Origin of the sequence: Pseudaquabacterium inlustre (assembly GCF_038066595.1) — a bacterium.
In the GTDB taxonomy this organism is placed as follows: domain Bacteria; phylum Pseudomonadota; class Gammaproteobacteria; order Burkholderiales; family Burkholderiaceae_C; genus Pseudaquabacterium; species Pseudaquabacterium inlustre.
In genome coordinates this window covers 341,222-358,572 of the sequence record NZ_JBBUTH010000003.1, presented here as the reverse complement: position 1 = coordinate 358,572, position 17,351 = coordinate 341,222, and the positions used below count along the sequence as shown (strand labels likewise).

Below are 17,351 nucleotides of genomic sequence, written 5' to 3'. Positions count from 1 at the left end.
AGGGATCGGCGGGCGCCCAACGTGGCGCCCGCACCACATTCCGAGCGTCCCGCCCCGGCTTGTCACCGCGGGTGACGCCAGGGGCCCGGCAACGGAAGGCGCCGCGGGGTTGGCCTGCGGGTCAAGTGGCGTGCCGCGCTGCCGATAAGCCAGGAGTAGAAGTCTTCGCCGAGCACCGGCAAGCCACCGCATTTCGGTGGTCCGTGCCTGCCCGCCCCATGGATCAGACCCCTCCCCTGCGACTGCCAGCCCATCTGGAAGGTGCCGTGCAACGTGTGCGGATGGCCGCGCGCGCCGCGGCCGAGCACACGGTGGACAGCCTGGGCCTGGCCGCCCTGGCCTGCGGCAGCGTGGTGCAGCGCGACGCTCTGCTGGGCGCGCAGTACGAGCTGAATCGCAAGCTGGCAATCTTCGCGCTCACCTTCAACGAGGCGCTGGACACCGACGTGGCGCGCCAGACCGGCGCGCTGACGCCCACACCCCACCCGGCGGTGACACCGGAATCGCTGATCTCGAACTGGGACAAGCTGTCGCTGGTGGACGACCACGAGGTCGAGATCCACATCTCGGCCGACCGCTTCTCGCTCGAGATCGCCCACGCCTGCGAGTGGGAGATCCGCGAGCTCGACGCCTACATGGGTTCGCTGCTGGGCCTGGGCGCGGCCGAGCACGACCGCAACCCGCTGCGCGCCGAGGTGATCGCCCGCGCCATGATGCGCGCGGTCGACGCCATGAGCGACCGGCCCGAGGTGCGCAAGGTGCTGGCCACCGAGATCGGCCGCTCGCTGGCGCAGGCCATGCGCCAGACCTACGGCGACATCGTGGGCGATTTCCGCAACAGCGGCATCAAGCCGGTGGGCCTGGCGGTGCGCCAGACCCCCGGCCGCAGCGGCCATGGCGGCTTGGGCGCGGATTCGACGCAGGGTGCGCTGGCCGGTGACAGCAGCGCGGGCCACGAGCTGTCCGCCTCGGGCCGGCTGAGCACGCGGCCCGGCCATGGCGCTGGCCGCAGCGGTTTCGGCGCGTCGGTGCGCGGTGGCATGGGTGGCAGCCTGGGCGGCCACGCCGGTGGCGGGTCGCTGGGCCATGTGGATGCGCCGATGCGGTCGCTGATCCGCCGGCTGGCGCACGACCACGGCCAGGCCGTGTATCCCAGCGGCAGCCAGCCGCTGGCAGGCGGCTTCGACGGCTACCCGGCGCACGGCGAGGCCGTCTCGCTCGACGGCCTGCCAATGGCGGCGCCGAACCTGATCCTCACCTACCGCGACGAGCTGCGCCAGGCGGCCACCGGTGCGCTCGACCACATGGTGATCGACGTGATCGCCGGGCTGTTCGACCAGATCCTGTCGGACGCCAAGGTGCCGCCGCAGATGGCGCGCCAGATCGCGCGGCTGCAGCTGCCGGTGCTGCGCGCGGCGCTGGGCGACCATGCCTTCTTCTCGTCGCGCCGCCACCCGGTGCGCCGCTTCATCAACCGCATCGCCTCGCTGGGCACGGCGGTGGACGATTTCGACGGCCCGCCCGGCCGTGCCCTGCTGGCACGCGTGGCCGCGCTGGTGCAGGAGGTGGTGGACGGCGACTTCGAGCAGATCGAGGTCTACGAGGCCAAGCTGCAATCGCTCGAGGCCTTCATCGCCGAGCAGGCCCGGGCCGAGGTGCAGGCGCTGGGCAATCCCGATGCGGTGCTGGCGCGCAAGGAAGGCGAGCTGCAGGCCCAGGCCCACTTCTCGCAGAAGCTGGACGACGCGCTGGCCGGCCTGCCGGTGCCCGATTTCCTGCGCGAGTTCCTGGCCCAGACCTGGAGCCGCGCGATCGCCAGCGCCGAGCAGCACGAAGGCAAGGACAGCGCCACCGCGCGCCGCACCCGCGAGGTGGGCCGCGAACTGGCGATGAGCGTGCAGCCCAAGGGCACGCCGGCCCAGCGCCAGCTGTTCCTGCGTGCGCTGCCGCAGCTGATGAAGGACATCAACGCCGGGCTCGACCGGCTGCGCTGCCCCGAGGAGTTGCGGCGCGACTTCTTCGCCAAGCTGCTGCCGGCCCACGCCGAGGCGCTGCGGGTGCAGCCGCTGTCGACGCTGGAGCACAACCTGCTGGCCAAGCGCGTGGATGGCGCGCTGGCCACGCCGCTGCCCGCACCCGGTGAACTGCCGCCGATGTCGCCGGCAGCCGCCAAGGCACTGCAGGCCGACGCCCTGGAGCCGGCCTTCACCCCCGCCGAGGCGCAGGCCGTGGGCCTGGTGGACGAGGCGGCGGTGGACTGGAACGGCAGCGTCGACATCGACCTGGGGGCGCCCGCCGAGCCCGAGGTGGCGGCGGTGGACATCGCGCTGGACGGCCTGCCCGCCCCCGAGGCGCCCGAGCCCACGCGCGGCAAGAACCTGGCCGACCATGTGCAGATCGGCTTCGCCTACCAGATGCACCTGGACAGCGAATGGCGCAAGGCCAAGCTCACCCATGTCAGCGCCGGGCGCAGCTTCTTCGTCTTCACCCACGGCAGCAAGCAGCGGCAGACCGTGTCGCTGACCTACCGCATGCTGGCCCGCCTGTGCGAGGCCGGCCGCCTGCGCGCCTTCGAAAACGCCTACCTGCTGGAACGCGCCACCGCCCGCGCGCGCCGCCAGCTGGCCGACCTGCTGCCGGCGCGACGCTGAGCCGCCCGCGCCAGCCCTCCCCGGCTCAGCCACCTGCCAGCGCCCGCGCCATGCGCGCCGCGGCAATCAGGCTGGCCGCATCGGCGCGCCCGGTGCCGGCGATGTCGAAGGCCGTGCCGTGGTCGGGGCTGGTGCGCACGAACGGCAGACCCAGCGTCACGTTGACGCCCTCCTCCACGCCCAGGTACTTCACCGGGATCAGGCCATGGTCGTGCGTCATGGCCACCACCAGGTCGAACTCACCGGGATGCGCCGGCGGCGCATGGCGGGCGCGCATGAACACCGTGTCGGGCGCGTGGGGGCCGCTGGCGTCGATGCCCTCGGCCTGCGCCGCGGCAATCGCCGGGGCGATGATGCGGATCTCCTCGTCGCCGAACAACCCACCTTCGCCGGCATGCGGGTTCAGGCCCGCCACCGCGATGCGCGGCCGCACCTGGCCCCAGGCGCGCGCGGCCGTGTGGGCGATGCGCAGCGTCTGCAGGATGCCGTCGGTGTCGAGCATCTCGATGGCACGGCGCAGCGCCACATGGATGGTGACCAGCACCACGCGCAGTTGCTCGTTGGCCAGCATCATGCGCACCGGCACGCCGCCGGCCAGGGCCTGCAGCATCTCGGTGTGGCCCGGGTAGGGCACGCCGGCTGCCGACAGCGCCTCCTTGTGGATCGGCGCGGTCAGCAGCGCCGCCGCCTGGCCGGCCTGCACCAGGCCGGCTGCGGCCTCGATGCAGCGCGCTGCCGCGCGGCCGGCGTCGGCATGGATGCGGCCCATCGGCAGCGCTTCCAGCGCCGCCGGCAGGCCCGGCGGCTGCCACACGCCCAGGCACCGGGCCGGCAGGCCCAGCGCATCGGCGGGCTCGTCGAGCACGGCCACCGGCAGCATCAGCCCGCACTGCGCCACGGCGCGGCGCATGACCGCCACGCTGCCCACCACGACGGCCGGGCCCAGCGCCCCGGCGGCCATCGCCTTGGCCAGCGTCTCGGGCCCGATGCCACAGGGGTCGCCGGCACTGACGGCCAGCAGGGACGGGGCAGGCGACGAAGGTGCGGGGGCGTGCGAAAGCGAAGACGGGGCCATGACCGGCATTGTCGTGCGCGCCGCACGCGCCGCGGCGGCCCTCGACCAGGCGCTCACACAGGCTTGCGCAGCTTCACCCGGCTTTGCGCACGGGACATGGCCGCGCAGGCCGTGCTGCGCAGCATGGAAGCCTGTTCCACCACCGGAGTCGCCTGATGCGGCACATCCCCTCCTCGCTTCCCTCCTGGTCCGTCGCCCTGGCCACCGCCGCCGTGCTGGCGCTGGGCACCGGCGCCGCCCGCGCGGACACCCCGTACTACCTGGGCGGCAGCCTGGGCACCAGCAGCTGGCGCGGGTCGGTCAATGGCATCGACGGCAGCGACGGCGGCAGCAGCTACAAGGTCTACGGCGGCTACCAGTTCACGCCCAACTACGCGCTGGAGCTGAGCTCGGCGCGCCTGGGCTACCAGCGCGACGCCAATGGCAACCAGGCGTTCGCCCGCGGCTACAGCCTGGACGGCGTGGGCCTGATGCCGATGGGCAACGGCTTCAGCCTGCTGGGCCGCGTGGGCCTGGCCGACATGAAGACCCTCACCGCCAGCGGCAGCGACCATGGCCTGGCGCTGAAGGTGGGCGCCGGCGTGCAATACCAGCTGAGCAAGAGCACCGCGCTGCGCGCCGAATGGGAACGCTATCGCCTGGCCGCCTTCGACACCCACCCGAACGCCGACCAGTTCACGCTGGGCGTGAAGTTCGGCTTCTGAGCTGGAGCACCCGGCTTGGGGCGGCCCGGCGCCGGCCCGCGCAGAGCTAGGCCGGGTTGTCGATCTCGATGAACCGGTGCGCGAGGCCGAACTCGCGCGCCAGGTGCTCGCCCAGCGCCTGCACGCCGTAGCGCTCGGTGGCATGGTGGCCGCAGGCCAGGAAGGCCGCACCGGTCTCGCGCGCGATGTGGGCCTGCGGCTCCGACAGCTCGCCGGTGATGAAGGCATCGGCGCCGGCCGCGATGGCCGCCTCGAAATAGCCCTGCGCACCGCCGGTGCACCAGGCCACGCGCTTCAGCGGGCGTCCATCGCCGGGCAGCAGCACCGGCGCACGGGCCAGCGGGCCCAGGGCCGTGGCGGCGCGCGTCGCCAGCGCCGCCGCATCCGGCAGGTCGGCGGCCGGGCCGATGAAGCCCAGATCCTGCTCGCCGAAGCGGCCGTCGGCCACCAGCCCCAGGCGTGCGCCGAGTTGCGCGTTGTTGCCCAGCTCGGCATGCGCATCCAGCGGCAGGTGGTAGGCGAACAGGCTCACGTCGGCCGCCAGCAGCCGGCCCAGGCGCTGGCGCATCCAGCCCGTCACACGCCCGTCCTGCCCGCGCCAGAACAGGCCGTGGTGCACCAGCAATGCGTCGGCGCCCTCGGCAATGGCCGCCTCGATGAAGGCCAGGCTGGCGGTCACGCCGCTGACCAGCTTGCGCACCGGGGCCCGGCCCTCGACCTGCAGACCGTTCGGCCCATAATCCCGAAAGCGGTCGACCCCCAGCAGCGCGGCCAGATGCGATTCCAGCGCGCCGCGCGCCACCTGCTGCCGTCCATCGTCCATCGTCGTTCCGCCTTCTGTCCTGCCCCACCGCCCACCGATGCGACGTCTCTGGCTGATTTTCTCCCAGGCCACCACGGTGGCCCTGGCCGTGCTGTTCGTGGTGGGCACGCTCAAGCCCCATTGGCTGAACCTGGGCAGCCGTGCCGCGCGGCCGCTGCCGCCCCTGCTGGGACAGGGCGGAGCCGCACGCAGTGGCCTGGGCCTGCTGCCCGCCGCCGGTGGCAGCGCACCGGCCGTGCCGCGCGAGGGCTTTGCCGCCGCCGCCCGCGCCGCGGCGCCGGCGGTGGTCAGCGTCACCACCAGCATCGCGCGCAGCCGCAACCCGCATGCCGACGACCCGAACTTCAACTTCTTCTTCGGCGAGCGGGGTCAGCCGCAATCGGGCTTCGGCTCGGGCGTGATCGTCTCCGCCGACGGCCTGCTGCTGACCAACCATCACGTGGTGGACAACGCCCGCGAGATCGACATCCGCCTGGCCGATGGCCGCGAGGTGCGCGCCGAGGTGGTGGGCACCGACCCCGAGACCGATCTGGCCGTGCTGCGCATCCCGCTGGACAAGCTGCCGGCCGTGGCCCTGGGCCGCAGCGGCGAACTGCAGGTGGGTGACGCAGTGCTGGCCATCGGCAACCCGTTCAACGTGGGCCAGACGGTGACCATGGGCATCGTCAGCGCACTGGGCCGCAACGGCCTGGGCCTGTCCACCTTCGAAAGCTTCATCCAGACCGATGCGGCCATCAACCCCGGCAACTCGGGCGGCGCGCTGGTGGATGCGCAGGGCCAGCTGGTGGGCATCAACACCGCCATCTACTCGCGCTCGGGCGGCAGCATGGGCATCGGCTTCGCCATCCCGGTGGACGTGGCGCGCCGCGTGATGGACGACCTGCTGCGCGACGGCGAGGTGCGCCGCGGCTGGATCGGCGTCGAGCCGCGCGACTTGACGCCCGAGTTCGTCGAGAACTTCAAGCTGGCGGTCAGCAAGGGCGTGCTGATCACCGGCGTGCTGCAGGACGGGCCGGCCTACAAGGGCGGCATGAAGCCCGGCGACGTGGTGCTGGCCGTGGCCGGCCAGCCAGTGGCCAGCGTGGCGCAGCTGCTCAACACCGTGGCCGCGCTGCCGCCGGGCAAGCCGGCCAAGCTGCAGATCCAGCGTGGCCCGCAGGCCATGACGCTGACCGTGGACGTGATCCAGCGCAAGCCACAGCTGCCGCGGCGTCAGCCGCAGTGAGCGGTGGCCATCAGCGGCCAGCTCAGGCCGCGGGCGTCTCGGCCTCGGCGTCGGGCGCCTTGGTGTGCTTGATGAAGATGCGCGCGGCCCAGATGCCCACCTCGTAGAGCAGGCACATCGGAATCGCCAGCGACAGCTGCGACACGATGTCGGGCGGCGTGATCACGGCCGAGACCACGAAGGCGCCCACGATGAAGTAGCCGCGCCACTCCTTGAGCTTGGCGATGCTGACCACGCCCATGCGCGCCAGCACCACCACCGCCACCGGCACCTCGAAGGCCGCACCGAAGGCGATGAACATCGTGAGCACGAAGCCGAGATAGGCCTCGATGTCGGGCGCGGCGGTGATGCTCTTGGGCGCGAAGCCCTGGATGAACTTGAACACCTGGCCGAACACGAAAAAGTAGCAGAAGGCCACGCCCATCAGGAACAGCACGGTGCTGGAGACCACCAGCGGCAGCACCAGGCGCTTCTCGTGGCTGTACAGGCCCGGCGCGACGAAGGCCCACACCTGGTACAGCACCACCGGCAGCGCCACCAGGAAGGCCGCCATCAGCGTGACCTTGAGCGGCACCAGGAAGGGCGAGATCACGTTGGTGGCGATCATCGTGCTGCCCTTGGGCAGCGAGGCCACCAGCGGCTGGGCCAGCAGGTCGTACATGCCGCCCGGGCCGGGCCACAGGCACAGCACGCCGAACGCGATGCCGACGGCGATCAGCGCGCGGATCATGCGATCGCGCAGCTCGATCAGGTGCGAGACGAAGGGCTGCTCGGTGCCGGCCAGTTCGTCGTGGGGTTCAGTGCTCACGGATCAGACCTTCTTCGGCCGGTGGCGCGCCACGCGCGCGGCGCCCGACTGCACATGGCCGCGCACGCCGGCGCGCTGCTTGTACCAGCGCGGCACGGCGCTGCGCTTCAGGCGCCAGCGCTTGTTGGGCCGCTGGTAAGTGGGCGGCAGTTCGGGCAGCGGATCCGCCGACGACGAGCCGCTGTAGCCGCTGCCGCCGAAGCCGTTGCCCAGTTCGGCGAACTGGTCGTTGAACGACTGCTGCGCGGCGTTGAGGTCGTTGGTGACCGTCTGCTCGACGTCGCGTGCGGCGGTCTCGAACTGCGACTTCATCTTCTGCAGTTCTTCCAGCTCGATCGAGCGGTTGACCTCGGCCTTGACGTCGGCCACGTAGCGGCGCGCCTTGCCCAGCAGCGTGCCCACGGTGCGAGCCACCTTGGGCAGCTTCTCGGGGCCGATGACGATCAGCGCCACCGCGCCGATGAGCGCGAGCTTGTCGAATCCGAAATCGATCATGCGGGAGGGGGCTCGCGGCAAGAGGCCCGGCGGCGACGCGGCGCCGGCGCCAGGGCGCCGACCGCCGGCGGCGGCCGCTCAGGACAGGACGGTCAAGACTTGGTCTTGGCCTCGACGTCCACGGTGCCGGCGTCGGCCGACTTCTGCTGATGCGGCACCTGCGCATTCGGGTTGACCGGCGTGTCGGCCGAGCCGTCGCGCATGCCGTCCTTGAAGCCCTTGACGGCCGATCCGAGATCGCTGCCGACGTTCTTGAGCTTCTTGGTGCCGAAGATCAGCACCACCACGAGCAGCACGATGAGCCAGTGCCAGATGCTGAATGAACCCATGACGAACTCCTGGAGAAATCTGAGGCGTAAACGATGATTCTAGGGGTTGGACCCCAGCTGCCCGGTGAGACCGGCCGGATCAGCCTTTGTTCCAGGGGCGCGGGCCGCCCATGACATGCAGATGCAGGTGCATCACCTCCTGCATGCCGTCGCGGCCGGTGTTGATGACATGGCGAAAGCCGTTGGTCACGCCCAGCTCGCGCATCAGCCGCGGCGTGACGGCCATCATGCGGCCCAGCAGCTCGGCGTGCTCGTCACCCACCTCGGCCATGCTGACGATGTGCGTCTTGGGAATGACCAGGATATGCACCGGCGACCAGGGCTGGATGTCGTGGAAGGCGAGGATGTGGTCGTCCTCGTGGACTTTCTTCGCCGGGATCTGCCCGGCGACGATCTTGCAGAAGATGCAGTTCGGATCGGCGTTCATGTCGGTGCGTGTTGAATGCAAGGCCCGGGCCAGCAGGTTTCAGGCGGAGGGCGGCGGTGCGCTGCGGCGGGCGAATTCTTCCAGGCCCGACAAGCCCTCGCGCCGGGCCAGCTCGGCCAGCACGTCGGCGGGTTCGAGATCGAACTGCGCCAGCGCGATGATCGAGTGGAACCACAGGTCGGCCACCTCGTAGACGATCTTGGCGCGGTCGCCGTCCTTGGCGGCCATCACCGTCTCGGTGGCTTCCTCGCCCACCTTCTTCAGGATCGCGTCGGTGCCCTTGGTGAACAGCTTGGCCACGTAGCTCTTGTCGGGGTCGCCGCCGTTGGCGGGCTTGCGGCTGTCGATCACCGCGGCCAGACGGGCCAGCAGATCCTGCGAGGTGACGGGGGGGCTGGAAGCGGTCATTTCTTGTAGATCGAGGCGGGGTCTTGCAGCACCGGCTCCACCGGCGTCCAGCGGCGGCCCGCGGCGTCGCCTTCCAGCCGGCTGTAGAAGCAGCTGTGGCGGCCGGTGTGGCAGGCGATGCCCGGCTCGTGGCCGAGTTGCGTGACCTTGAGCAGCACCACGTCGGCATCGCAGTCCAGGCGCATCTCGTGCACCTGCTGGAAGTGCCCGCTTTCCTCGCCCTTGTGCCACAGGCGCTGGCGCGAGCGGCTGAAGTAGACGGCCTGGCCGCGCTCGGCGGTCAGCGCCAGGGCCTCGCGGTTCATCCACGCGAACATCAGCACGTCACCGGTGCCCGCCTCCTGCGCGATCACCGGCACCAGGCCGTCGCTGTCCCACTTGATGCTGTCGAGCCAATCCATCCCGGCAGTGTAGCGAGCGGGCGCCGCCCCTCAGCCTTCGCCCGGCGCCGGGTCATCCGGCGCGCGCGCGTCCGTTGCCGCAGGCCGCGCAGCCCCGGCAGCCAGCACACGGCGCAGCGCCGCATCGCCCAGGCGGGCGCGCAGCGCCTCGCGCAGCAGCAGCTCGGCCTGCGCGTTGGCGCTGCGCAGCTCGGCCGCCGCCAGGCGCTCGACCTCGGCCCACAGGGCCGGGTCGATGCGCAGCGCAAACGCCTTCTTGCCCGGACTGGCCATTCAGGGCCTGCAGCGCGCCACACGCGCCCCCGTGGCGCGCATCAGCCGTAGAGCGTGCCGGTGTTGACCACCGGCGTCGCGTCGCGGTCGCCACACAGCACCACCAGCAGGTTACTGACCATCGCGGCCTTGCGCTCGTCGTCCAGCGCGACGAGACCGCGCGCCTCCAGGCCCTGCAAGGCCATCTCGACCATGCCCACCGCGCCCTGCACGATCTTGGCCCGCGCCGCCACCACCGCCTCGGCCTGCTGCCGGCGCAGCATGGTGCCGGCGATCTCGGGGGCGTAGGCCAGGTGGGTGAGCTTGGCATCCTCCACCACCACGCCGGCCGCCGCAAAGCGCGCCTGCAGTTCGCCACGCAGCGCCGCCGCCACCTCCTCGCCGCCCGAGCGCAGCGTGACCTCGTGGGTGCCGGTGGCGCCGGGCTCGGCGTCCAGATGGTCGTAGGCGTAGCGCGAGGCCACGTTGCGCACGGCCGCCTCGGCCTGGATGCGCACATAGGCTTCGTAGTCCTCCACGTCGAACAGCGCGCGGGCGGTGTCCTGCACGCGCCAGACCACGGCCGCGGCGATCTCGATCGGGTTGCCGCGCAGGTCGTTGACCTTCAGCCGGTCACCGTTGAAGTTGTGTACGCGCACCGACACCTTGCGCCGCGTGCGCAACGGGTTCGTCCAGCGCAGGCCGGCACTGCGGTCGGTGCCCGCGTACTCGCCGAAGAACTGCAGCACGGCCGCCTGGTTGGGCTGCAGCATGTACAGGCCCATCCAGCAGGCCAGGCCCGCCAGCACCAGCGCCACCCCCGCCAGCCACGACACCGCGCCCAGCCGTTGCAGCGCCACGGCCACCGCGCCCACCAGACACGCCGCACCCAGCAGCACCCAGGGCCAGCCCGAGGTGCTGCGCACCGCGCGCTCACGCGATTCCACTTGACCCATGCCTGTCTCCCGTGATCTCAAAGTGATATCACTTTAGGAGCCGGTGACGGCGCTTGTCAAGCACGCACGGCGAACAGGGGATCAGCCCGGCGCGGGCCGCGCTTCGAGGGTCAGCGCACCGGCATGGCCGCGCTCGGCGGCGAACCAGCGCAGTACCGGCAGCGTGCCGGGCAGCACCGGCGCCACGGGCACCGGCAGCGCGCACCAGGCCATCTGCTGGCCTTCGCGCATGTGCAGCTCGCCGGTCCAGTCGTACACCTTGCAGAAGTTCAGCCGCACGCGGGCGTGCGGGTAGTCGAACATCTCCACCTGCCACGGGTGCACCGCGCCGATGGTGATGCCCAGTTCTTCCTGCAGTTCGCGGCGCAGGGCCTGCTCCAGCGTCTCGCCGGGCTCGAACTTGCCGCCGGGGTATTCCCAGTAACCGGCGTACACCTTGCCCTCGGGCCGGGTGGTGAGCAGGAAGTCACCCTCGCGGCCCTGCGCGTCGCGGCGCACCAGCACGCCCACGGCCACCTCGGTGATGGGCCGGTCGTGCGTGGGCGCACCGTCGACGGCGGTGATCTTCGGCAGACCGGCGTCAGACATGGTCCAGCCCGTCGGGCGCCGGGGCGTCGGTGGACGGCGCGTTCGCCGCATCGCCGCCATGGTCGCGCCCGGCCCAGTCGCGCGCGAACTGGTAGGCCACGCGGCCCGAGCGCGAGCCACGCTCCAGCGCCCACACCAGGCTGGGCTGGCGCGCGGTGTCGATGGCCGCCTCGGACACGCCGAAGTGCCGCAGCCACTGCGCCACGATGGCCAGGTACTCGGGCTGACTGAACGGGTAGAAGCTGATCCACAGGCCGAAGCGCTCGCTCAGGCTGATCTTCTCCTCCACCACCTCGCCGGGGTGCACCTCGCCGTCCTCGGTGTGCTGGTAGCTGAGGTTCTCCTTCATGTACTCGGGCAGCAGGTGGCGGCGGTTGCTGGTGGCGTAGATCAGCACGTTGTCGCTGGCAGCGGCCACGCTGCCGTCGAGGATGCTCTTGAGCGCCTTGTAGCCGGGCTCGCCCTCGTCGAAGCTGAGGTCGTCACAGAACACGATGAAGCGCTCGGGCCGCTCGGCCACCAGGTCCACCAGATCGGGCAGGTCCACCAGGTCGGCCTTGTCCACCTCGATCAGGCGCAGCCCTTGCGGCGAGAACTCGTTCAGGCAGGCCTTGATCAGGCTGCTCTTGCCGGTGCCGCGCGCGCCGGTGAGCAGCACGTTGTTGGCCGGTTGGCCGGCCACGAATTGCGCGGTGTTGCGCAGCAGGCGCTCCTTCTGGCCATCCACCTCCTGCAGATCAGACAGGCGGATGCCGGCCACCTGGCGCACCGGCTGCAGCCAGCCCGAGGCGCCGCGGCGGCGGTAGCGGAAGGCGATCGAGGCACCCCAGTCGGGGGCGGTGAGCGGATGGGGCAGCACGCCTTCCAGGCGCGCCAGCAAGGCATCGGCGCGCTGCAGCAGCGCGTCCAGGGGGGAGGCAGACACGGTCATCCGGGCAGTGTAGCCAGCGCCTGCACCCGGTCATCGGCCACGGCGTACACCGCATCGCCCGGCGCCCGCGGCAGCACATGCAGGCCGGTGAACTCGCCGAAGGCCGGCAGCACGCCGCACTGCGGCCCGAAGTGGAAGCACGGCAGGCGCAGCGTCTGCCGGCCCCGGCCGGCCAGCACCACGCCCGGATGCACATGGCCGGCCAGCGCATAGGCGCCGGCCACCGCCTGCGGCGCGTGCACCAGGGCCCAGGGGCCGCGGCGCAGCGGGCCATCGACGGCCGTGACGCGCAGGCCGGGCGGCGGATCGCCGGCATGGGCGTCGTGGTTGCCGCGCACCAGGGTCAGCGCCAGATCGGGGTGACGATCGCGCCAGGCCTGCACTTCGGCCATCGTGGCCGGCGCCAATGCACGCACCGAATGCAGCAGATCGCCCAGGAACACGACCTCGCGCGCACCGGTGGCAGCCAGCGCCGCATCCAGCCGCGCCAGGCCCTGGGCCGTGGTGCCGGCCGGCACCGGCACGCCCAGGCGGCGGAAGGACACGGCCTTGCCCAGGTGGGCATCGGCCACCAGCAGCAGGCTCTGATCAGGATCGAAGGCCGCCTTGTGCGGCAGCAGTTGCAACCGGGCACCGCCCGGCAGCGTGTGCCAGGCTGCCGTGCTCATCGCGCGCTCACAGCAGCGTCAGGCGTGCCAGCAGTGGCTCGAGGTGCTCGGTGGGGCTGCGACGGAAGCCCGAGCGCGCATAGCGCTGCAGGCGGCCGGCGACCAGCGCGGCCAGGCCCGAGGCCGCCACCTGGGCATCCACCGTGGGTGTGGCGGACCCGGCGGCATCGGCCGCGGCGCGCAGGCTCTGGCGCAGTTGCGATTCCACGCGGTCGAAGAACTGGTTCATGCGCGCGGTGAGCCGCTCATGCTCGAACACCAGCGCGTCGCCCACCATCACGCGCACCATGCCGGGGTTCTTCTCGCCGAACTGCAGCACCATGGCCACGATGCGCCGGGCCTGCGCGGCGCCATCGGTCTCGCGCTCGGTGATCTGGTTGACCAGCGTGAACACGCTGGTCTCGATGAACTCGATCAGGCCCTCGAACATCTGCGCCTTGCTGGCGAAGTGGCGGTACAGCGCGGCCTCGCTCACCTCCAGCCGCGCGGCCAGCGCGGCGGTGGTGATGCGCTCGGCGCCGGGCTGCTCCAGCATGGCGGCCAGCGTGTGCAGGATCTGCACGCGGCGCTCGCCAGGGCGCGGGCGCTTGCGGGCGGGCAGTGCCGGCGTGGCCGACGCGGCCGCACCATCGGACTCGGCCGCCAGGCCGCCACCCACCAGGGGGGCCAGCAGCGCGGCTGCAATGCCGGATGGCGCGTCAGGATCAGACATCACGGCAGGGTGCAGCAGGGGGCGGACAACAAGGAGCTCCGGTCATTCTGGCACAGCACCTCGGCGCGGCCGGGAGCAGGAAAACACCGAGCGCAGGCCACGCGGCGCCGCAGCGGCGGTCAATGTCCGAAACGCGTGAGCGGCTTGAGCCCGCGCACCACCTCGTCCACATAGGCCGGGCGCATCGACAGGCGGCTGGTGCGCGGCCCCAGCGTGACGCCACGCCGCACGAAGCGCTGCATCCACACCGTGCGCATGCCCACGCGGCGGGCAGCCTTCTGATGCACCAGCGTGTCTTCCACCAGCACGCAGCGGCACGGCGGCACGCGCAGGCGCACGGCCATGCGGCGCAGCATGCGCGCATCGGGCTTGGGCCGCAGTTGGCCGAACATGGCCATCTGCTCGATGCCGATCACACCGTCGAACAGGTGCGTGATGCCCAGCGCATCCAGCACGCGCAGCGCATAGTGGCGCGGCGCGTTGGTGAGGATGAACTTGCGCCCGCGCAGCCGCTGCAGTGCGGCGAAGTCATGCCGGTGGCCCGAGACGCGCGCCTCCAGCCCCGGCAGGCGGTGCGTGTCGTGCAGGAAGTGCAGCGGCTTGACGCCGTGGTGGCGCACCAGGCCCAGCAGCGTGGCGCCGTAGCGGTGCCAGTAGTGGTGGTTGAGGTCCTGCGCGGCCTGCGCATCCAGCTGCAGCGCGCGCGCCGTGAAGTCGCCCATGCTCTGGTGCAGCGCCTTGAACACCCAGGCCCCGGCATCGTGCAAGGTGTTGTCGAGGTCGAACAACCAGACGCGGTCGGCAGGCTTCATGGCAAGGCGGCGGTGGGGATGCGGGCAGTGTAGCCAGCCACCGCCGGTCCACCCGCGCACGGGTGAACCCCAGGGCCTGTGCCCGCACGCCTCAACCGCGGTGTGCCAGCCCCGCGGCAACGCGCCAGCCGGGCGCATGCGCCATGCGCCGCTGGCACGCACCGCCGCGCCACAGCGCCGCACGCTAACCCTGCGACAGCGTGGATCGCCGCCCGGCGCGCCGCCCTGGCAACTGCGGCCATCGCCAGGCCGGCTGCGCCCTGCCGCAGCAGGCCCCTGTACCAGCCGTGACAGGGCGCCACGCCCTGCTGTGCCAGGGCCGCGGCACAGCCGCCGATGGCATGTGGCTTGCGATGGGCTGCCCCGGCCCGACCGGGCCAGGCCACGCTGGCCACCCCGGCCGCGGGACACCACCACCACAACCCAGAACCAGGAGACAACACCATGTCCATCACCTCTGCACGCCAGCTCCGGCTGGCCGCCCTGCCCCTGCTGCTGGCCGCCGGCGCCACCCAGGCCGCCGATTTCAAGGCCGGCGACTGGACGCTCTCGGTGGGCGGCATCGTCAACGCCTACTACACCAGCGTGTCGTGCAGCGGCAGCCAGGCCGTCACCGGCCTGGCGCTGGGCGCCGAGGGCCTGGGCTGCGGCGGCAAGAGCGGCGCCACCACCATCGGCAACGGCCTGCTGCCCAACGCGCTGATCACCTCGGTCAAGGGCAAGCAGGACGGCCTGGACATCGGCGCCACGCTGATGATCGGCGCCGCCGTGTCCTCGTCGGACAGCATCGGCAACAACAACAACGTCGATGTGCGTCAGGGCTTCTTCACCATCGGCTCGGCCAGCGCCGGCACCGTGAAGCTGGGCCGCGACTACGGCCTGTTCGGCGCCAACGCCATCCTGTCGGACATGACGCTGCTGGGCGTGGGCGCACCGGTGCAGGCCACGCAAGGCAATCGCGTGACGCTGGGCCACATCGGCGCCGGCTACAGCTACCTGGGCCACTACGGCCAGATCGCCTACGCGCTGCCGGCCATGGGTGGCCTGAGCCTGAGCGTGGCCGCGATGAGCCCGGTCAACGCTTTTGCCAATGCCGACGCCACGGCCGGCCGCTCGCCGCAGCTGCAGGCCCAGGCCAGCTATGCGCTGGGTGGCGGCAAGCTGTGGGCGGCGGCCAAGTCGCAGCCCTTCAAGGGCACGGCCACGAAGGCCGGATTCACGATGTCGGGCGTGGAAGTCGGCGGCTCGGCGGCCATCGGCAACTTCGGCCTGCTGGCCAACCTGCAGAAGGGCAAGGGCCTGGGCGTGCTGGCCGACGGCGACAACGGCGACCAGAAGCAGACCAACTGGGTGCTGCAGGGCACGGTGACGCTGGACAAGCTGAAGCTGGGCCTGAGCGTGGGCGAGACGCGCCTGGACGGCGGCACGGGCACCGACCTGAAGAAGAACGCCAACACCACGCTGGGCGCCTACTACAGCCTGACCAAGAGCGTGACCCTGGTGGGCGAGCTCAGCAGCACCAGTTCGAAAAGCGCTGCCGGCAATACTGCCAAGCTGAGCGGCGTGGCATTGGGCGGCATCCTGTTCTTCTGACGCGCTGAACGCCGACCGACACACGACCACAACGCAAAAGGGCCGCACGGTGTGCGGCCCTTTTCGTCGTGGCGCGAGTGCCTGTGACGCCGCTCAGTGGCTCTTGATCATCGTGCCGAACGCCTGGTCTGACAGGATCTCCAGCAGCAGCGCGTGCGGCACGCGGCCGTCGATGATGTGCACGGCGTTCACGCCGCTCTTGGCCGCGTCGATGGCGCCGGCCAGCTTGGGCAGCATGCCGCCCGAGATGGTGCCGTCCTCGATCAGCTCGTCGATGCGGCGTGCGGTCAGCTCGGTGATCAGCTCGCCCTGCTTGTCGAGCACGCCGCGGATGTTGGTCAACATCAGCAGCTTCTCGGCCTGCAGCACGGTGGCCAGCTTGGCGGCCACCACATCGGCATTGATGTTGTAGCTCTCGTTGTGCTCGCCGAAACCGATCGGGCTGACCACCGGGATGAAGGCATCGTCCTGCAACGCCTTGACCACGCTGGGGTCGATCGAGTCGATCTCGCCGACCTGGCCGATGTCGTGCTCAATGCTGGGGTCGTCCTTGTCCAGCATCTTCATCTTCCTGGCGCGGATCATGCCGCCGTCGCGGCCGGTCAGGCCCACAGCCTTGCCGCCGGCGGCGTTGATCAGGCCCACGATGTCCTGCTGCACCTCGCCGCCCAGCACCCACTCGACCACGTCCATGGTCTCCTGGTCGGTGACGCGCATGCCCTGGATGAACTGGCCCTTCTTGCCGATCTTGTTCAGCGCCGCGTCGATCTGCGGGCCGCCGCCGTGCACCACCACCGGGTTCATGCCCACCAGCTTCAGCAGCACGATGTCCTCGGCGAAGTCCTGCTGCAGCGCCGGATCGGTCATGGCGTTGCCGCCGTACTTGATGACGAGCGTCTTGCCGTGGAACTTGCGGATGTAGGGCAGCGCCTGGGCCAGGATCTCGGCCTGGTCACGCGGGGCGATGTGGCTGAGGTCGAGATCGGCGGCGGGAGCGGTCATGGCGGTCTTTCAGCGGCGCACGGGCGCGAAGAAGGGGGCGGGAGGGGATGATGCAGAGCAACAATCGGCGCGCATTGTAGGAACTCCGTCCCGCTGGCCGGGGTCCCATGCCACCACGGGCCCGCACGCCGGGCCACCTGCTCTGGAGAGTCGAGAGATGAGCTGTCGCACCGCGCACCGCACCCTGTCATCGTCCGTGACCGCCCTGGCCCTGGCCGGCCTGGCCGCCTGGACCGGCAGCGCCTGGGCCCAGTCCACCGAGGGCGAGGTGCGCAAGATCGACCGCGCGCAGGGCAAGCTCACGCTCAAGCATGGCGAGATCAAGAACCTGGACATGCCGGCCATGACCATGGCCTTCCGCGTGGCCGACGCCAAGATGCTGGACGGTCTGGCCGAGGGCGCCAAGGTGCGCTTCGACGTCGAGAAGCGCAACGGCCAGTACACCGTGGTGAAGCTGGCGCCGGCGCCGTGACGGCGCGCTGAGGGCACTG

20 protein-coding genes and 2 pseudogenes are annotated in these 17,351 nt (G+C 71.2%); 5 read left to right on the top strand and 17 right to left on the bottom strand.

Going from position 1 to position 17,351, the window contains the following annotated elements:
• Positions 1–266 precede the first annotated feature (266 nt).
• Positions 267–2,651: a DUF1631 family protein gene (locus AACH10_RS06935; RefSeq protein ID WP_341409636.1), complete on the top strand. Its 2,385-nt coding sequence runs from the start codon at positions 267–269 to the stop codon at positions 2,649–2,651.
• 25 nt (positions 2,652–2,676) lie between these two features.
• On the opposite strand, the gene pdxA is transcribed toward AACH10_RS06935, so the two are convergent.
• On the bottom strand, positions 2,677–3,726 hold the full coding sequence (pdxA, locus tag AACH10_RS06930; RefSeq protein ID WP_341409635.1) for a 4-hydroxythreonine-4-phosphate dehydrogenase PdxA: 1,050 nt from the start codon (positions 3,724–3,726) through the stop codon (positions 2,677–2,679).
• 155 nt (positions 3,727–3,881) lie between these two features.
• Between pdxA and AACH10_RS06925 the strand changes: the two genes are divergently transcribed.
• On the top strand, positions 3,882–4,430 hold the full coding sequence (locus tag AACH10_RS06925) for a porin family protein (protein WP_341409634.1): 549 nt from the start codon (positions 3,882–3,884) through the stop codon (positions 4,428–4,430).
• Positions 4,431–4,476: 46 nt separating this feature from the next.
• Here the strand turns inward: AACH10_RS06925 and AACH10_RS06920 are convergent, their stop codons facing one another.
• The gene (locus AACH10_RS06920) at positions 4,477–5,253 is read right to left on the bottom strand and encodes a Nif3-like dinuclear metal center hexameric protein (RefSeq protein WP_341409633.1); all 777 of its coding nucleotides are present in this window, start codon (positions 5,251–5,253) and stop codon (positions 4,477–4,479) included.
• A 37-nt stretch (positions 5,254–5,290) separates the two neighbouring features.
• Between AACH10_RS06920 and AACH10_RS06915 the strand changes: the two genes are divergently transcribed.
• Positions 5,291–6,478 carry a S1C family serine protease gene (locus AACH10_RS06915; RefSeq protein ID WP_341409632.1) on the top strand — a complete coding sequence of 396 codons (1,188 nt, stop codon included), beginning with the start codon at positions 5,291–5,293 and terminating at the stop codon, positions 6,476–6,478.
• 22 nt (positions 6,479–6,500) lie between these two features.
• Here AACH10_RS06915 and tatC read toward each other — a convergent pair whose 3' ends face one another.
• From tatC to AACH10_RS06850, 14 genes and pseudogenes are all read right to left on the bottom strand, one after another.
• Positions 6,501–7,286, bottom strand: coding sequence for a twin-arginine translocase subunit TatC (gene tatC / locus AACH10_RS06910; protein WP_341409631.1), 786 nt, complete (start codon positions 7,284–7,286; stop codon positions 6,501–6,503).
• A gap of 3 nt (positions 7,287–7,289) precedes the next feature.
• Positions 7,290–7,424, bottom strand: a pseudogene (tatB, locus tag AACH10_RS25345) (Sec-independent protein translocase protein TatB); the annotation flags it as partial.
• 126 nt (positions 7,425–7,550) lie between these two features.
• Positions 7,551–7,781, bottom strand: a pseudogene (gene tatB, locus AACH10_RS25340) (Sec-independent protein translocase protein TatB); the annotation flags it as partial.
• Positions 7,782–7,873: 92 nt separating this feature from the next.
• On the bottom strand, positions 7,874–8,110 hold the full coding sequence (gene tatA, locus AACH10_RS06900) for a Sec-independent protein translocase subunit TatA (RefSeq protein WP_341409629.1): 237 nt from the start codon (positions 8,108–8,110) through the stop codon (positions 7,874–7,876).
• 79 nt (positions 8,111–8,189) lie between these two features.
• Positions 8,190–8,537 carry a histidine triad nucleotide-binding protein gene (locus AACH10_RS06895; protein ID WP_341409628.1) on the bottom strand — a complete coding sequence of 116 codons (348 nt, stop codon included), beginning with the start codon at positions 8,535–8,537 and terminating at the stop codon, positions 8,190–8,192.
• A gap of 39 nt (positions 8,538–8,576) precedes the next feature.
• Positions 8,577–8,945 carry a phosphoribosyl-ATP diphosphatase gene (locus AACH10_RS06890; protein ID WP_341409627.1) on the bottom strand — a complete coding sequence of 123 codons (369 nt, stop codon included), beginning with the start codon at positions 8,943–8,945 and terminating at the stop codon, positions 8,577–8,579.
• Complete coding sequence (gene hisI / locus AACH10_RS06885) at positions 8,942–9,346, bottom strand: phosphoribosyl-AMP cyclohydrolase (RefSeq protein WP_341409626.1); 405 nt, start codon at positions 9,344–9,346, stop codon at positions 8,942–8,944. Before hisI ends, AACH10_RS06890 begins: the two co-directional genes overlap by 4 nt.
• Before the next feature lie 30 nt (positions 9,347–9,376).
• Positions 9,377–9,619, bottom strand: a complete 243-nt coding sequence (locus AACH10_RS06880; protein ID WP_341409625.1) for a type II toxin-antitoxin system antitoxin — start codon at positions 9,617–9,619, stop codon at positions 9,377–9,379.
• Positions 9,620–9,660: 41 nt separating this feature from the next.
• Positions 9,661–10,554 carry an SPFH domain-containing protein gene (locus AACH10_RS06875; RefSeq protein WP_341409624.1) on the bottom strand — a complete coding sequence of 298 codons (894 nt, stop codon included), beginning with the start codon at positions 10,552–10,554 and terminating at the stop codon, positions 9,661–9,663.
• Between the two features lie 81 nt (positions 10,555–10,635).
• Positions 10,636–11,142 (bottom strand): NUDIX domain-containing protein, encoded by a 507-nt coding sequence (locus tag AACH10_RS06870; RefSeq protein WP_341409623.1) that lies wholly within the window; start codon positions 11,140–11,142, stop codon positions 10,636–10,638.
• Complete coding sequence (locus AACH10_RS06865) at positions 11,135–12,067, bottom strand: ATP-binding protein (RefSeq protein WP_341409622.1); 933 nt, start codon at positions 12,065–12,067, stop codon at positions 11,135–11,137. Before AACH10_RS06865 ends, AACH10_RS06870 begins: the two co-directional genes overlap by 8 nt.
• A 2-nt stretch (positions 12,068–12,069) precedes the next feature.
• Positions 12,070–12,741, bottom strand: a complete 672-nt coding sequence (gene pdeM / locus AACH10_RS06860) for a ligase-associated DNA damage response endonuclease PdeM (protein ID WP_341409621.1) — start codon at positions 12,739–12,741, stop codon at positions 12,070–12,072.
• A gap of 7 nt (positions 12,742–12,748) precedes the next feature.
• Complete coding sequence (slmA, locus tag AACH10_RS06855) at positions 12,749–13,453, bottom strand: nucleoid occlusion factor SlmA (protein WP_341409620.1); 705 nt, start codon at positions 13,451–13,453, stop codon at positions 12,749–12,751.
• A gap of 119 nt (positions 13,454–13,572) precedes the next feature.
• The gene (locus AACH10_RS06850) at positions 13,573–14,265 is read right to left on the bottom strand and encodes a pyrimidine 5'-nucleotidase (RefSeq protein ID WP_341409619.1); all 693 of its coding nucleotides are present in this window, start codon (positions 14,263–14,265) and stop codon (positions 13,573–13,575) included.
• A 444-nt stretch (positions 14,266–14,709) separates the two neighbouring features.
• On the opposite strand from AACH10_RS06850, the gene AACH10_RS06845 reads away from it, so the two are divergent.
• Complete coding sequence (locus tag AACH10_RS06845; RefSeq protein ID WP_341409618.1) at positions 14,710–15,858, top strand: porin; 1,149 nt, start codon at positions 14,710–14,712, stop codon at positions 15,856–15,858.
• Between the two features lie 93 nt (positions 15,859–15,951).
• Here AACH10_RS06845 and argB read toward each other — a convergent pair whose 3' ends face one another.
• Positions 15,952–16,860, bottom strand: coding sequence for an acetylglutamate kinase (gene argB / locus AACH10_RS06840; protein ID WP_341409617.1), 909 nt, complete (start codon positions 16,858–16,860; stop codon positions 15,952–15,954).
• A gap of 157 nt (positions 16,861–17,017) precedes the next feature.
• Between argB and AACH10_RS06835 the strand changes: the two genes are divergently transcribed.
• Positions 17,018–17,332, top strand: coding sequence for a copper-binding protein (locus AACH10_RS06835; RefSeq protein WP_341409616.1), 315 nt, complete (start codon positions 17,018–17,020; stop codon positions 17,330–17,332).
• The last annotated feature ends 19 nt before the right edge of the window (positions 17,333–17,351 follow it).

Excerpts from the sequence above, each read along its gene's own strand:
- pdxA (WP_341409635.1), bottom strand. The coding sequence starts at position 3,726 with ATGGCCCCGTCTTCGCTTTCGCACGCCCCCGCACCTTCGTCGCCTGCC.
- AACH10_RS06925 (WP_341409634.1), top strand. The coding sequence starts at position 3,882 with ATGCGGCACATCCCCTCCTCGCTTCCCTCCTGGTCCGTCGCCCTGGCC.
- AACH10_RS06920 (WP_341409633.1), bottom strand. The coding sequence starts at position 5,253 with ATGGACGATGGACGGCAGCAGGTGGCGCGCGGCGCGCTGGAATCGCAT.
- AACH10_RS06915 (WP_341409632.1), top strand. The coding sequence starts at position 5,291 with ATGCGACGTCTCTGGCTGATTTTCTCCCAGGCCACCACGGTGGCCCTG.
- tatA (WP_341409629.1), bottom strand. The coding sequence starts at position 8,110 with ATGGGTTCATTCAGCATCTGGCACTGGCTCATCGTGCTGCTCGTGGTG.
- AACH10_RS06895 (WP_341409628.1), bottom strand. The coding sequence starts at position 8,537 with ATGAACGCCGATCCGAACTGCATCTTCTGCAAGATCGTCGCCGGGCAG.
- AACH10_RS06890 (WP_341409627.1), bottom strand. The coding sequence starts at position 8,945 with ATGACCGCTTCCAGCCCCCCCGTCACCTCGCAGGATCTGCTGGCCCGT.
- hisI (WP_341409626.1), bottom strand. The coding sequence starts at position 9,346 with ATGGATTGGCTCGACAGCATCAAGTGGGACAGCGACGGCCTGGTGCCG.
- AACH10_RS06880 (WP_341409625.1), bottom strand. The coding sequence starts at position 9,619 with ATGGCCAGTCCGGGCAAGAAGGCGTTTGCGCTGCGCATCGACCCGGCC.
- AACH10_RS06875 (WP_341409624.1), bottom strand. The coding sequence starts at position 10,554 with ATGGGTCAAGTGGAATCGCGTGAGCGCGCGGTGCGCAGCACCTCGGGC.
- AACH10_RS06870 (WP_341409623.1), bottom strand. The coding sequence starts at position 11,142 with ATGTCTGACGCCGGTCTGCCGAAGATCACCGCCGTCGACGGTGCGCCC.
- pdeM (WP_341409621.1), bottom strand. The coding sequence starts at position 12,741 with ATGAGCACGGCAGCCTGGCACACGCTGCCGGGCGGTGCCCGGTTGCAA.
- slmA (WP_341409620.1), bottom strand. The coding sequence starts at position 13,453 with ATGTCTGATCCTGACGCGCCATCCGGCATTGCAGCCGCGCTGCTGGCC.
- AACH10_RS06850 (WP_341409619.1), bottom strand. The coding sequence starts at position 14,265 with ATGAAGCCTGCCGACCGCGTCTGGTTGTTCGACCTCGACAACACCTTG.
- AACH10_RS06845 (WP_341409618.1), top strand. The coding sequence starts at position 14,710 with ATGTCCATCACCTCTGCACGCCAGCTCCGGCTGGCCGCCCTGCCCCTG.
- argB (WP_341409617.1), bottom strand. The coding sequence starts at position 16,860 with ATGACCGCTCCCGCCGCCGATCTCGACCTCAGCCACATCGCCCCGCGT.
- AACH10_RS06835 (WP_341409616.1), top strand. The coding sequence starts at position 17,018 with ATGAGCTGTCGCACCGCGCACCGCACCCTGTCATCGTCCGTGACCGCC.